We start from the raw sequence: 13,870 nt of genomic DNA, 5'->3' as shown, positions 1-13,870 counted from the left end.
GGGCAGGTGGTGGAGAACTGGGAGCAGCTGAAGCTGAAGGAGAAGGACGGCAATAAAACCGTGCTTTCGGGAGTACCTAAGGCGCTTCCCGCCTTAATAAAAGCCAATCGCATACAGGAGAAGGTGCGCGCCGTGGGGTTCGACTGGGAGGAGCGAACCCAAGTTTGGGATAAGGTGGAGGAGGAGTACCGCGAGCTGCGCAAGGAGGTGAGCGACAACAATCGGGAAAAGACCGAGCAGGAGTTTGGCGACCTACTATTTTCGGTGGTGAATGCTGCCCGGCTCTACGGTGTTGATCCAGAAAGTGCGCTGGAGCGTACCAACCAGAAGTTTATGAAGCGCTTTGGCTACCTCGAAGAGCGAACCATAAAGGCAGGAAGAAGCCTGAAAGATATGACCCTCGACGAGATGAACAAGATTTGGGAGGAGGCCAAACAGTTTGACTAGGGTGGCATACTACCACCATTGCAATTGATTACCAACTCGATTTTGTGCTATGAAGAAGTTTCAAGATCGGTTTCGAATAGCATCGTCCCGAGCAGCTTGGTGGGATTATTCAACAGACGGAATTTACTTCATTACCATCTGTACCGCTGGGGATGTGCACTATTTTGGACAAATTGTGAATGCGGTGATGGGGTTGTCGGAACTGGGGTTGGTGGCGCACAATTGTTGGATGGAAATTCCTACACATTTCCCTTTTGTGAAATTGGATGTATTTGTGGTTATGCCAAATCATATTCATGGGATAGTAATTGTTGAAAAAAATGGAACACCCAATTTTATCGGAAGGGATAATGCCGATTGTGGTGAAATGAATGTGGCAGAAATGCAAAATTTCGGGTTGGATATAACGAAGGGTAATGAAATGAACGAGGTAGAGACGCAAAATTTTGCGTCTCTACAGGTACCGTTACCCACCCGACGTTTGAATCTAAACAATACGTTTGGCCCCCAAACAAAAAATTTGGGATCGATAATACGTGGTTATAAAATTGGGGTGAAAAAATATGCCACCTTTCATAGAATCGAGTTTTCCTGGCAGCCTCGTTATTACGATCGCATAATCCGAAATCAGGAGGAGTATGAACGAGTTATGCATTACATAAAAAACAATGTGGTGCAGTGGGAGAAGGATAGGTTATATAAAGATCTATAATGAGATTATTGGCAAATGATTTTGTATCTTATACCACGATTAAGTTTTAATCCATGTCCTACCTGAAATTTCTATTCAACGATAAAAAGGCATTGGCTTATTGGATTGCCATAGTGGTTGCTACCATTGTAATAGCAGCAATAAGCATTATGGTTAATAACCATCAAATCCATAACCCTGAATTTGCCGATTATCTATACCTGATGCGATTACCCTTGGCCGTAGTATTAATCTTTGTTGGGTATAATAGTATGGGGTATGCAACATATTGTTTTCAGATAAAATTTAAGGAGTTCTACCATGCGAAAATTGAGTCGGCAAGGCGGGTTGAGGTGGAACTGTTTTTTGAAAGTGTTGCTTTTACTGTTCCTGCAAAAGGAGGCAGAGTAAATGTTCCAATTAAATCGAGAGTTGAGCCCTTTGAGCAGCTGGTTATTGGGAAAAGCATTGTTCTCCTAGGCAATACCTATGACCTAGGCGTATTTAGAATACCCTTACGGCCAATTCAACTGTCGGTCGATAATGATTGCACCGTAGAACGGTTGAAGAATACTTCATCTCCCAAAATATGCGAAATTCAGAAAGGGGAAGATGGTTTGTCGGTGATCTTCAGCAAACCGTTTAAGGGAATAGTAAAGATGATTATAGCAAGCAATAATAAATAAAAGGCATTTTCTAGCGGCGATACTGCTTTGGAGGATGTGAATATGAGCGCCATATACATTTCCACTGGAGGAACTTACGAACTGTTTTGTAACTTCTACTGAGGTTGAACGTCCCATTCGGAGTAATCAATTAGCAAATAGAATGAAACAATTATTCGTTTTACTCTGTGGGGTATTTATTAGTGGTATTTCATTGGGTCAAGCCAATGACCTTCCGCCTCAAACAAAAGTAATGACTCTAGGTGTTTTTCATTTTGCCTATCCCAATTTAGATGCGGTTAAAACTAAAGATAAGGATAAAATATCCGTATTAGAGGAACCTTACCAGTCCGAAATTATTGCCATTGCCAAGGCCATAGGTGATTTTAAACCTACCATTATAGCTGTTGAAGTTACACCAGATCAACAATTCAAAATAGATTCTCTATATTCATTATACAAGAATGGTAAGTTAAGCTTGGGGAAAGGTGAGGTTTATCAGCTGGGTTTTAGAATAGGGAAGAACCTAAATTTACCTGCAATTTATTGCGTGAACGATTGGGGTAGGCATTATAAGAATATAGAAGAGTTATTTAACGACTCTGCTCGAACGGCTAAGTTTAAAGAGTATTACCTCCACTCGCCCGACTCTATCTATAAAATCGCCAGTGCAAACAAAAGGGTTTCGAATATAGTTAGTGAATTGATAGAGCTAAATAACCCTACTGAGATAAAAGAGCGGCTATCGGTGTATCTATTGAATCCTTTTAAGTATGAAGATCAACCGGGCGATTTTACAGGGGTTGATTTTGAGACAGGCAGATGGTTTAACCGGAACCTTAGAATATTTCGGAATATTCAAAGAATACCGCATAGTAGTGAAGATAGGATTTTACTGATTATAGGAAGGGAGCACCTGAACTTATTGAACTTGTTTTTTGACGTTTCAAAAGAGTTTGAGCTTGTTTCACCTTTGCCATATTTAAAAAGGGCAGAACATGAGCCATGAACATTCTATTCCATAATTCGTTGTGGGTTTTACTTTTGTGTAAAGCCTCATAAAGCTGCACAATATTTGCCATAATGGAATGCTTTGTGTGGTTTTGTCGTAAGTAAACTAGTAGCACAACATGTTCGAAAAAGAATCATACATAGGCATATGACAATAAAAAAGAGCACAAGTGAGAACAGATCGAATGAACCTAGTCCAACCCCTTTTTCTCAGACATACTTCCACGGTACAAATGCTGATCTAAGGATTGGCGACCTTATTGAAACAGGTTTTATTTCAAACTATGGACAAAAGAAAAAGGCTAAATATATCTACCACACGGCAACGCTGGATGCTGCTATTTGGGGCACCGAACTTGCTCTGGGTGAAGGACGTGAAAGAATATATTTAGTGGAGCCAACGGGTCCAATTGAGAATGATCCCAATTTAACTGACAAAAAATTCCCCGGAAATCCAACAAAGTCTTACCGTTCAGAACATCCGTTTAGGGTTGTTGGTGAGCTTGCCAGCTGGCAAGGACACACATCGGAACAAGTCAACGCAATGAAGAATGGACAGGCAAGACTTAAGGAGCAGGGCATTGAGGCAATAGAGGATTGATGTGAGTAAAACCCGTAAAAACAACGAACCACTAGCAAGGATTTTGCATTGGGGGCAGATGGTGTTAGTAGAAGCATCTGAGCAATAAATCAATTTTTGAGGATATGTGGTAAACTATTCTAACTTTGTGTAGAGTATGATAGAACTGTGCAATACATATCAATATGGGTGTGTATATACAGTTTTTCCGTATATATAAACGAGTTAGGCAACATGCAATGAATTTCTACTGAGCAGATAAATGATTACATTTGATAGTGTTTTAATTTAAAAATATTACGAAATGGCAACGATTCCTCCAAAAGTTCAAACTCGACTAACAAGCGGTTTGAAAAAGTATCAATCAATTGTTTCTAATGCAAGAGCAAAAGACATTAATGAATCAGATACAGTTGTAATAATCACAGATATTCTTTCTGACCTTTTTGGATACGACAAATATTCCGAAATTACATCTGAACAGGCAGTAAAGAAAACATTTTGTGATTTAGCCCTAAGTACATGACAAAAATTTAAATATTCCGATATCGTCTTGATAATAAGAGTTTAGCAGCACGGTTGCGATGTAGGTTAGGCCATACTTAAAAATGCTTTTGGCCAGCTTCCCGTGCTTCTTGACCTTGATGGGTTTGATGTGCTGATGCAGGTAAATGCCTACCCGGTAGGCCCAGGTAAAAGCTACCATCACCAGCGCAAACAGCTTTTCAATCCTTTCAATCTCGGCCAAGTGGGTATCTTCAATGTTGAATCCGCTTGTTTTCAGCGCCCTGAAGGCCGTTTCAATCTGCCAGCGCTCCCTGTAAATTGCCAGCGCATCCTCCGGCTTGTTGAAGGCGATAACAACCTGCAGCTCCGGCTTTCCCTCCTTATCCTTTACCTTGGAAGCGGAGAGGTAGCACAGCTGGTTGTTCAGGTAAACAATGCGGTGGTGCACCCGGCACCCGTTCAGGGGCAAATCGGCAAACAGCCAGCTGGCCTTCACCCGCCTGCCGCTATGGGGCTGGAAAACCCAGAAGTTTTCCCGGATACGGATGTAGTACCGAATCCGGTGCTCGTTCAGGTAGCGGGTCCATTTTTCCCCCACAAACTCGCGGTCGGCGGTCAGGCAATCCAGCGAAGCCGCACCAAACAGCCGGGTAAACCGCTCCACCAGCGCAACGCGCTCGCCGGTGTTGGAGTTGCCGCACTTGGGCAGCATGCTGAACATCAAGGGGAAGGCCACCCCGTGGTAGACCACCGCCAGCACCAGCACGTTGATGTCCTGCTGGCCAAACTTCCAGCTGGTCCGGTCCATGGTCAGCCGGTAGGGGGGCTGGTGCGGCAAGAGCCTGAATATCAGCTTGGCGATCACGTCCGTATCCAGCAGGTAGCCAGCCATAAACCGCTGAATTCTGCGCAGGGATGAGCTGGTGCTGGCCCGGTGGTCAAAGGCGGTAGCCAGCTTCTCAAACCCAACCGTTTGGACCTTGCATAGCGCGCTGATCATTAAAACAAAGAACTTTACGCGGGCCAAATTCCAGCCGGTTTGCGCATGGAAAATGGAAACTAATTCACTACTTTTAGGCTCTACTCTGGGTATCATAGCTCTTACATCGAGATGTGGTAATTTCTTGTAAGATACTGATATTCAGAGCATTTACCAAATATTTAACTGTTTATTTTATTGATAATCAGATATTTATTTTTTTTGTCATGTACTAAGGATTTAGCCATTAAAATTGACGGAAAAGTTCGATTTATAATTGAAGTTAAAGCAGCGGGCTTGGACTTGAAAGATGACCATATTAGACAAGCCGTTGATTACGGTTCAAACGCAGGAGTTGATTGGATTATACTTACAAATGGGAATAGTTGGAAAGTTTTTAAAATTATTTTTGGAAAGCCTGTAAGTCATGAAACAGTTTATGAATTTGATTTCTCACAATTGAATTTAAAGAAAGAAAACGACCTTGAGCTTTTATATTATGTTTGTAAAGAAAGTCTAGGTAAATCAGTGCTTGAAGATTATCATTTACAAAAACAAACATTTAGTAAATTCTTTATTGGACAATTGATAGTCTCTGAACCTGTTATTGACTCGATTAGAAAAATAATGAAAAGACTATATCCCGAAGTTAAAGTAACAAACCAAGAAATATCTGAATTAATTGAAAATGAAGTATTAAAAAGAGAGGTCATTGAGGGAGAAAAAGCTGATGAAGCTAAAAAGAAAGTAAATAAAGCATTTAAAGCCTTATTGAAAGAAACTACTCAAAAGACAGATAATACTAAATAAAAAATGCACGTTGCCTAACAGCGTATTTATTGGCTTCGCCGAGCTCGCAAAAAACGCTCGGTTGTATTTGGGCTGATGACGCATTTGGTTAGTTAAACGCTTTTTGGTAGCTTTACTAACGAGGGATATGAAAGCCGTTTCAAACTCCCAAACACAACAAATACGCAAAACGTTAACCTTTTTCTTGTTTTTCCCTACCCACCGTAAGCCACAGCTCCATCATCACGTCGTGATAAGGTCGGGGAGGTGCTGGGCAAGGGTTTTGCTACAAAAGGCTCCAATATAGTAGCATAAATGAGTTGATATTCTTTCTGTTTTCGCATTTTCGATTATTAATTACACCACGAAAGTTTTTTCTACCTTTGTTTTATACTCTAAAACCAATGACTAAAGAAACTGCAATAAAGCTATTCAACGAGAAGCAAATACGCACTCTTTGGGATGATGATCAAGAAAAGTGGTTTTTTTCAATCGTTGATGTAGTTGGTGTGTTGACTGAAAGCCCTAACCCACGTAAATACTGGAGCGTCTTAAAAACAAGACTTAAGGCTGAGGGAAGTCAGTTGGCTACAAATTGTAGTCAACTGAAAATGCTTTCTGCTGACGGAAAGTACTACAAAACAGATGTAGCCGATACAGAGCAACTATTTCGCCTTATTCAAAGTATTCCTTCCCCCAAGGCTGAACCTTTTAAGATGTGGCTAGCGCAAGTTGGTAGAGAGCGGATTGATGAAATTGAAGATCCGGAAATTGGGTTAGACCGTTTGATGGAAACTTACCTTCGCAAAGGGTATAGCAAAGAGTGGATTAACCAACGACTCAAAAGTATCGAAATTCGAAAGGAACTTACCGATGAGTGGGAAAATAGAGGTGTTAAAAAAGGGCAAGAGTTTGCAATTCTAACCGACGAAATCACAAAGGCATGGAGTGGGCTTACAACAAAACAGTATAAGGGCCATAAAGACCTGAAAAAAGAGAATCTCCGTGACCACATGACCAACCTAGAGTTGGTATTGAACATGCTAGCCGAAGCCTCTACCACCGAAATATCGAAGGAAAAAGAACCTAAAACTTTTCACGAAAACAAGGTGGTAGCTAAACAAGGTGGAAATGTTGCAAAAGCAGCACGTTTGCAGCTTGAGAAAACAACAGGAAAAAAGGTTGTGACAAAGTTAAATGCCAGGGACCTTGATAATCCTATGCTGAAAGACAAAGCTGATGATGAGTAAGCTAGGAAACGTTAACGCACGCTAAATTTCAGCCGGGCAGAGCTGCAGAAATTAAAGTTTGCGCCATTGAGTTTTATATTTCTTACCCCTCCGTAAGCCTCAGCTTCACCATTACGTTGTGAATAAGGTCGGGGAGGTGCTGGTCTGTGGGAAAATAGTATAGACGCAATGTTAGAAGGTTGTAGAGACGCGCAGCCGTGCGTCTCTAAGGGTAATACGGATCCACATAACCTACAAAGCATGGGGTTGCCTAAATCAATTTCATCATTTGTGGCTGGGCTTAAATCAATTGTAATCATTAGGGCACGAGCGATTAATGGCCAGTTTTCATGGCAACCCCGCTACTACGACCACATTATCCAAAATCAGGAGGAGTATGACCGGGCTATGCATTACATAAAAAACAATGTGGTGCAGTGGGAGAAGGATAAACAATAGATTGAGCGAGGATATTGATTAAGATGGAAACAGATTTATTGTAAAACAACAGCCCCTGATAGAATCAAATGTTATTTATATTTTTTGTGTACATTGCTAATAGGCAGTTCAGTTAGGTGGTTAATGATAAAATTACGTTGATATGAAAACCCTTTGGATACATGGAATGAACGCTTCACCCAATGAAGAGAAAATTGCTACCATGAAGTCACATGGTTTAGAGGTGGACGCGCTGCACCTGGACTATGGTAAAGAGCCGAGAAGCTTTGAAATATTGAGAGACCATATCATAAAAAATTCTATTGAGTTCTTGGTTGGCTCCTCGTATGGTGGATTTCTCGCCTTTTGGCTTAGCGAGGAGCTGGGATTGCCATGCTTGATTATAAACCCGGCACTTTCCATGAGATTACAGCAAATAACTAGGCCAAATTTAACCGGATTAAGGAGTAAACTTTGCCTAGTAGCCTTAGGAAACGACGATGATAAGATAGACCCCAAAAGAACCCAGCAGTTTATGGAGCAGGATAGGCGGGACAGCAAAACCATAGTTGTAAAGATTTGGGAGGGGGAAGGTCATAATTTTAGCCCAAAAGCCTTCACTGAAATTATAAAGTGGGGGCTAGAGGAGTTGCAAAAGTTTAAGGAGGCGAACCATTAGGTAAACGAAACATTCATCTGTTAACTGATTAACTGACTTATTTTTCAACTATATTTCGACTATAATTGATTTATTAGTAATGCCATACAATTGATCAAGCAGATATTTTTGAGCAAAAATTTGGGATTAGTTACCTAATTCGATAACTTTGTGGTATGGATGAGGGATTCATAAGGCATATATTCTACTACAAGAACTATTACTTGGACTTCTTCAACCTGCTTAAACCGGAGGTTAAGAACAAGTTCAACTGGACGTTGAAGTTGATTGCTACCCTAGAAAGAGTTCCTTCAAAGTTTTTCAAACACATGGAAGGAACCACCGGAATTTATGAAATCCGAGTTGAGGTTGGGAGTGACATCTATAGAGTTTTTAGCTTTTTCGACAAAGGAAAGTTGGTGATTTTAGTAAATGGCTTCCAGAAGAAAACTCAACGGACTCCAAAAAATGAAATTGAATTGGCAGAGAAACTAAAAAAACAATACTTCGATGAAAAAGAAAGCAGATAATAACCTTATCTCGTTTGCCAGCCATCTTGATGAGCAATATGGGGTGAGAGGCGCCGAGGAGCGAGAAAGGTTTGAGGAAGGGTTTGAGGCGTTTAAACTTGGCGTTATTCTACAAGAATTGCGAAAGGAGAGAGGATTGACCCAAGAGCAACTTGCTGCAAAGTGTGGGACAACAAAGAACTACATCTCCAGAATCGAGAATAATTCTTCAGATATTAGGCTTTCAACCCTGATGCGAATCATTAATGAAGGACTTGGTGGACATCTGCGCTTAAGCGTTGATTTGAAATAGATTATATCTGTTAGTATTTACTGTTTTATCCTGTGTATAGGTAAGGTTTATACCATAGAAAATCCAACAAATGATTGGGTTTGAAAGGAATTTAAACTATTTAAATAAAATAATGAGATTCTTTCCTAAGTGTTTCTTGATTTTAGTCTTACTAAGCTCGTGTGTAGGACCATATATGCTGCAGCATACCCTGAAAGAATACAAGATGCCTTTAGGCTATATATTTGATTCCAAAACAGACACACTGAAAACCAGTAAAACAATTTACTTAAGAGTTATTGATAAATTGAACATGAATGATACAACGAAGGTAAAGGACGACGGATTCCTAGTTGTGCCATTAGCTATAGCCGGAGGTTATAAAGGCGATTTCACAGTAACTCTAGGGAAAAAAAGCGTAGTGCCTTCTTTCTTGGAATTCGTTTCTAATTCATTGCAAACAGAAGCTAGTCGATCTGGAAATTTTAAAATAAAGAAGAGAGCATTTCGATCTGACTATATTCTTGAAATGACCTTACTCGACTGTCAGATTTCAGCAAAGTATCATAAAGATCGAATTCGTTATGGGCTACATACTAAAGAAAACTGGTTATTAAAACCTATACTAGGAAAGACCACTATTGAGGTTAAGTTGTTAGAAAACAAGAAAGTAGTATTTGATTGTACATATTCGAGTAGTATATCATCTCAACTCGAAGTACAGCACTTCAGTTCGGAGTCCAGCATGAATTTGAAAATGATGGAGGATTTCGCTAGGACAACCTCTTTAGAGATAAAGGAGATACTTGAAGCAACTATTCAAGATGTAAATGGAAGGATAGAGTAATATTTGCGTCACCATTTAACTTTTTTCGAATTTTTTCACCCCTCCGTTAGCCTCAGCTCCACCATAACGTTGTGAATAAGGTCTGGGAGGTGCTGGTCTAGGGCATGGAGGCAAAAGGCTTCTGAAAAGGCTAAAAAGATTTCGAACACATTTTGATGGTATGTGATAAACTATTCTAACTTTGTGTAAGGTATGTAAAGCTTTACAATACACACCAATGTGGGCGTGTATATACAGTTTTGTCGTATATATAAGTGAGTTATGCGTCAGTGTAAAAAAAGACGCGTAATTTGGTCTATGGTCTCATTACATTGACAATAGAGTTGAAACTAAATGCATTTTAAAACGATTAATAATAATTTGATTCTCCGAATTTCAAAACAATTTATAAGATGAAAAAAACAATTTTGATTGCAGTTGTTTGCATGATTTCCGCAAACTTATTTTCACAGACGTATAAACTCGAAACAGTATTTACAGACAAAGAAACATATCTGTCGCATTGGAACGTTCTTGAAAGCACGAATATTAATCAAGTTGACACATTTTCGTTATGGGGATACCAGCGCTATTTTGATGACTGGGTTAATGGAGCCTATGAAGTTGAATATTACAAAGGAAATGCAAAAGAAATATATAAGTTTTTAAATCAGATTATCGAGTTTTCTGAAAAATATAAGGAAGAGGACAAGGTATTGACGCACATTTCTGGCGTTCAGGTGAAAACATTAAAACAACTTAGCTTTAAATATACCCTTGTATTTGACAAAGAGTGTAAGGTTATCTGTAAGTTTAACCAAAAACAATGGACAGAGATACTTTCTAAATTTGTGTCGTATTGTGAGAAACAGAAGATAAATTACAACTAAAAAAATGCACATGACATTTTGGAAAGTTATTACACGACAAAACACCGAACGCATAACAGCAAAATACCCGCAAGTCGGGGTTCGCTGCTTCGTTGACAGAAAATTGAAATTTTGAAATGCAAATCTTCGTAGGAAGTTCATCGGAAAACTCCCGCCCTGCGTGTATTTGAGGAACGTTGCAAACAAGCGTTATGAACCATATTGTTAAAGATATAACCCTGATTTTGATAGGAATTATTCTCTATCAAAATGTACTATCTCAGGATACATTATTGCTCAATTCTAAAACTGAGTATTATTCTGATCCTGATACTATTGGGATTTTGCAGCATTTTGGAAAGAATGTTTATTATCGGGCTAATTATTCAAAAGAACTGATTGAATTTAATCAGGGTTCAGCAAAACTTGAATATTGTTTTTATTATGATAATAAACGTTACTGCTTAGAGAACCGAACTTTTAATTTTGAGATAGTTAAGGATTCTGTTTTAAAGGTAATTTATAACGGATATACAGAAAATTGGCAATTTTATTATGAAACAGATTCTCTTTATTTACTATCAAGAAAATTGAACAATCTTAAAGAAGTTGGCTTTGCTAAAAAGTTAATACCGCTTGAGAAAATAGGTGATTTCTATACCATAGACTCACAAGATGACACACTATGGACAACAAAGTATTCTAATATTGTATTTCCAGAATTATCTATTAAAGACAAAGCGATAAATGATTCAGTTTATATTGTTTGTGATAGTATGCCGACATATCCTGGAGGAATGGATAAAATGCGCCAGGATTTATTGAAGAATTTAAGGATTGATATGCCAATAATTGAGAGTAGTCCAAATTGTACCCAGATTGTGATATCTTTTGTGATTGATAAATATGGTGAGATGAGAGATATAAAATTTCTTAGGTCTTGTGATAACGGATTTATAGAAAAAGCAGTACTGATTGCATTGAATAACTTAGATAAATTTACGAATGGATTTATGGCTAATGAGCCTGTAAATATTCGATTTACAATGCCAATACATATTGATTTACAATAAATGTCAGTTTGTAACACGTGGTAAAAACATTGCACGAATTACGCTAAATTTGAAAGACATAATATTAATAAACGGTGTAGTGGGATGATTCAAAAGTGCTCAGAAATGCGCAACGATTTCTTACTGCCGAACTGTTAACTTTCCTCCACATTTTCCCTACCCCTCCGTAAGCCGCAGCTCCACCATCACTTCGTGAATAAGGTCGGGGAGGTGCTGGGCTAGGGTTTGCAGCAGCTCCATCACCTTGCGGTGGCGGAAGCGGTTTTGCCCTAGGTCAAATATCTGCTGCATGATACATTTCTTGAGGTTGTCGCAGGAGACCACCCCCTCGAGATACTCCGACGAAACCATGTAGAGCTGAATAAAGGGTAGGTACTGCGCGGAGCCCAGCAGCTGCTTCTCCTTGGCCGCCAGCTTGTAGCGGCGCACGAGCGAGATAATCTTCGAATACTTTTCCGCCCTAAACAGTGCGGTGATGTAGGAGGTGAAGAAGAGGTGCCAGCGAAACTCGAATATCTCGCGCTTGTAGCCATTGAGGAACACCTCTCCGTAATCCATGGCCTTCTCGAGCATGTTGTTCTCCACCAAGGTTTTGATGTAGTAGGAGGCAAACCCAATCTTGTAGTAGAAGTTACCCGACTTCTTGAGCTCGGGGAAGGACTCCACCATAATCTGCAGTGCCTCGTGCGGCTTCTTGTTTCGTAGCAGAATATCGACCACGCTCACTAGGTAAAAGAGGTAGTCGCTGTTGGTGTGCCTTATGGAGAGGAGACCATACTTTTCGGCATCGTCGAGCTGGTTTAGTTTGGAGTGCATCATGGCCCGGTTGGCGTAGTAGTTGGCGAGAATGCGCTTGCAGTAGAACACCGAGGTCTTAAACTGGCGGTCGAGGTGGTCGTACACCATGCGGAGCTTGTCGAACTCGCGATTGGTGTAGTAGAGTATGGTTAGCCTAATTACCGCACGGTAGCGGGTGTAGCCGTCGATGGTTTCGTTGTAGTAAATTTCGGAGAAGAGCGTTTCCCATACCGAGAACTCCTCGGCAACTAGAATCTTTCGAAAAACAACCTTTTCGGCAGCCTCGTTAATCTTGTTGTTGAGCGACTGCGACTGCAGGTAGTTGCCCTTGTAGCGGTCGAGGTATTCGCCAATAAAGGTGTAGTTACGCGTTCGGTTTCGCACGATAAGGTAGTCCCGGTAGTGCTGCAGCACCCGGTAGAACTTCATAAAGTAGTAGCTGGACGGGGTGATGTTGCCCATTTCGCCGAGAAGCCGCTTCTCCTCAGATGTTTGGATGTTGTCGGTCATGATATCGTGCTCCACCCTGCTCAACCATTCGTGGAAAATGTCAACGTCCACCTTCTGGAGGCTTTCGATAATCCAAGTCTTCAGGTAGGAGTAGGTGCGCTTGTCTACCGTTTTGTCGAAGGGCAGCCTGTTCTTGGGGTTGCGGCTGTTGTAGTGAATGAGGTTCAGAATCTTTATGTTCGACTCCTTCTGGAACTGCTGAATGGATAGGAGGTAGTCCAGCTCGTGGGGGTAGAGCTCGGAGGTGAAGGTTTCGAACGATGCCAACTTGTCTTTCACGTGGTGTTGGTTTTGAAATTACAGCAACCTAGTTTTGCTCCTTTGTGATGTGCTACTCTTAATGCGTTAAATTTAGCTCGATATGTTAACTTATGTGGGTTTTGCTACTGTTTTTTCAGAAGAATTTACACTGCGCTGTTTATTCTTTGTTTCTGCTATTTTGCCATGAATTCATAAAGATCACTAACTAAAAAAGAAAACCGGCATAAGCCGGTTCTCTCAACTAAACCCCTATTAGCCAACCTAAAGCCTCATTGAAGTTATAAAAGAACTGAGCCTGAAATTTTGCCGGATCTCTTTTGGACATTATGTTCTTTACGGCAAACGATACAAACGGATCGTCCTTGCTTACCAGCACCGCGGAGTAACGATACCCTAACTTTTGGGCCTTGGGAAGCCACTCCTCGTTAAACCATCGTTGATCCTCCACCGAGAAAACTGTTGCCTGTGAATTGTCGGTTAAAACTTTAAAAACCTTGTGAGTCTCCATAAGCTCCAGCACGGTATTACACCCTTGGCGAAACTCATCGCTTGGTGGTAGTCCGTTCCACCGAATCATGATGCAGGGAACATCCTCCAGTAGTTGAACAACACAATGCTTCCCAATCGTAATCGCTTCCATGGCTACTGCTGCTGGTCGAGGAATTTGGTAACCTCTGAATTATAAACATCCGGTTTCTCAAACATCATAAAGTGTCCACACTTGGGTACCATAACAAG

At 40.5% G+C, this 13,870-nt stretch carries 18 protein-coding genes; 15 read left to right on the top strand and 3 right to left on the bottom strand.

Annotated elements, in window-relative coordinates:
* The 6 genes from VMW01_00375 to VMW01_00350 all read left to right on the top strand — a co-directional run.
* The coding region (locus VMW01_00375) for a MazG family protein (GenBank protein HUW04690.1) at window positions 1-447 on the top strand (447 nt) is incomplete at its 5' end.
* A 49-nt stretch (window positions 448-496) separates the two neighbouring features.
* Window positions 497-1,159: a hypothetical protein gene (locus VMW01_00370; protein ID HUW04689.1), complete on the top strand. Its 663-nt coding sequence runs from the start codon at window positions 497-499 to the stop codon at window positions 1,157-1,159.
* Between the two features lie 53 nt (window positions 1,160-1,212).
* Window positions 1,213-1,824 carry a hypothetical protein gene (locus VMW01_00365; GenBank protein ID HUW04688.1) on the top strand — a complete coding sequence of 204 codons (612 nt, stop codon included), beginning with the start codon at window positions 1,213-1,215 and terminating at the stop codon, window positions 1,822-1,824.
* A 142-nt stretch (window positions 1,825-1,966) separates the two neighbouring features.
* Window positions 1,967-2,812, top strand: coding sequence for a DUF5694 domain-containing protein (locus tag VMW01_00360; GenBank protein ID HUW04687.1), 846 nt, complete (start codon window positions 1,967-1,969; stop codon window positions 2,810-2,812).
* Between the two features lie 150 nt (window positions 2,813-2,962).
* Entirely contained in the window at window positions 2,963-3,415 is a 453-nt protein-coding gene (gene arr, locus VMW01_00355) for an NAD(+)--rifampin ADP-ribosyltransferase (GenBank protein HUW04686.1), read from the top strand.
* 283 nt (window positions 3,416-3,698) lie between these two features.
* Window positions 3,699-3,920 (top strand): hypothetical protein, encoded by a 222-nt coding sequence (locus VMW01_00350; protein HUW04685.1) that lies wholly within the window; start codon window positions 3,699-3,701, stop codon window positions 3,918-3,920.
* Here the strand turns inward: VMW01_00350 and VMW01_00345 are convergent.
* Window positions 3,909-4,928, bottom strand: a complete 1,020-nt coding sequence (locus VMW01_00345) for an IS4 family transposase (protein ID HUW04684.1) — start codon at window positions 4,926-4,928, stop codon at window positions 3,909-3,911. The two genes, VMW01_00350 and VMW01_00345, sit on opposite strands and share 12 nt — an antisense overlap.
* Before the next feature lie 174 nt (window positions 4,929-5,102).
* Here VMW01_00345 and VMW01_00340 point away from each other — a divergent pair, with 174 nt between their 5' ends.
* The 9 genes from VMW01_00340 (at window position 5,103) to VMW01_00300 (ending at window position 11,563) form a co-directional block, all read left to right on the top strand.
* A complete protein-coding gene (locus tag VMW01_00340; protein ID HUW04683.1) occupies window positions 5,103-5,690 on the top strand; it encodes a type I restriction enzyme HsdR N-terminal domain-containing protein in 588 nt (195 codons plus the stop codon).
* A gap of 383 nt (window positions 5,691-6,073) precedes the next feature.
* Window positions 6,074-6,919, top strand: coding sequence for a BRO family protein (locus VMW01_00335; GenBank protein HUW04682.1), 846 nt, complete (start codon window positions 6,074-6,076; stop codon window positions 6,917-6,919).
* A 240-nt stretch (window positions 6,920-7,159) separates the two neighbouring features.
* Window positions 7,160-7,357 (top strand): hypothetical protein, encoded by a 198-nt coding sequence (locus VMW01_00330; protein ID HUW04681.1) that lies wholly within the window; start codon window positions 7,160-7,162, stop codon window positions 7,355-7,357.
* A gap of 142 nt (window positions 7,358-7,499) precedes the next feature.
* Window positions 7,500-8,015: a YqiA/YcfP family alpha/beta fold hydrolase gene (locus VMW01_00325; protein ID HUW04680.1), complete on the top strand. Its 516-nt coding sequence runs from the start codon at window positions 7,500-7,502 to the stop codon at window positions 8,013-8,015.
* Window positions 8,016-8,170: 155 nt separating this feature from the next.
* Window positions 8,171-8,524: a type II toxin-antitoxin system RelE/ParE family toxin gene (locus VMW01_00320; GenBank protein ID HUW04679.1), complete on the top strand. Its 354-nt coding sequence runs from the start codon at window positions 8,171-8,173 to the stop codon at window positions 8,522-8,524.
* Window positions 8,505-8,816 carry a helix-turn-helix transcriptional regulator gene (locus tag VMW01_00315; protein HUW04678.1) on the top strand — a complete coding sequence of 104 codons (312 nt, stop codon included), beginning with the start codon at window positions 8,505-8,507 and terminating at the stop codon, window positions 8,814-8,816. The genes VMW01_00320 and VMW01_00315 overlap by 20 nt, the downstream gene beginning before the upstream one ends.
* 175 nt (window positions 8,817-8,991) lie before the next feature.
* Window positions 8,992-9,642 carry a hypothetical protein gene (locus tag VMW01_00310; GenBank protein HUW04677.1) on the top strand — a complete coding sequence of 217 codons (651 nt, stop codon included), beginning with the start codon at window positions 8,992-8,994 and terminating at the stop codon, window positions 9,640-9,642.
* A 392-nt stretch (window positions 9,643-10,034) separates the two neighbouring features.
* Complete coding sequence (locus VMW01_00305; protein ID HUW04676.1) at window positions 10,035-10,511, top strand: hypothetical protein; 477 nt, start codon at window positions 10,035-10,037, stop codon at window positions 10,509-10,511.
* 191 nt (window positions 10,512-10,702) lie between these two features.
* On the top strand, window positions 10,703-11,563 hold the full coding sequence (locus VMW01_00300; protein HUW04675.1) for a hypothetical protein: 861 nt from the start codon (window positions 10,703-10,705) through the stop codon (window positions 11,561-11,563).
* A gap of 156 nt (window positions 11,564-11,719) precedes the next feature.
* Here VMW01_00300 and VMW01_00295 read toward each other — a convergent pair whose 3' ends face one another.
* Both VMW01_00295 and VMW01_00290 read right to left on the bottom strand, forming a co-directional pair.
* Window positions 11,720-13,150: a hypothetical protein gene (locus VMW01_00295; GenBank protein HUW04674.1), complete on the bottom strand. Its 1,431-nt coding sequence runs from the start codon at window positions 13,148-13,150 to the stop codon at window positions 11,720-11,722.
* 223 nt (window positions 13,151-13,373) lie between these two features.
* Complete coding sequence (locus VMW01_00290) at window positions 13,374-13,772, bottom strand: hypothetical protein (GenBank protein HUW04673.1); 399 nt, start codon at window positions 13,770-13,772, stop codon at window positions 13,374-13,376.
* Window positions 13,773-13,870: the final 98 nt, after the last annotated feature.

This window comes from Williamwhitmania sp. (assembly GCA_035529935.1).
Lineage (GTDB): Bacteria > Bacteroidota > Bacteroidia > Bacteroidales > Williamwhitmaniaceae > Williamwhitmania.
The sequence above is the reverse complement of the archived record's forward strand: the minus strand, read 5'-3'. Positions and strand labels throughout refer to the sequence as shown.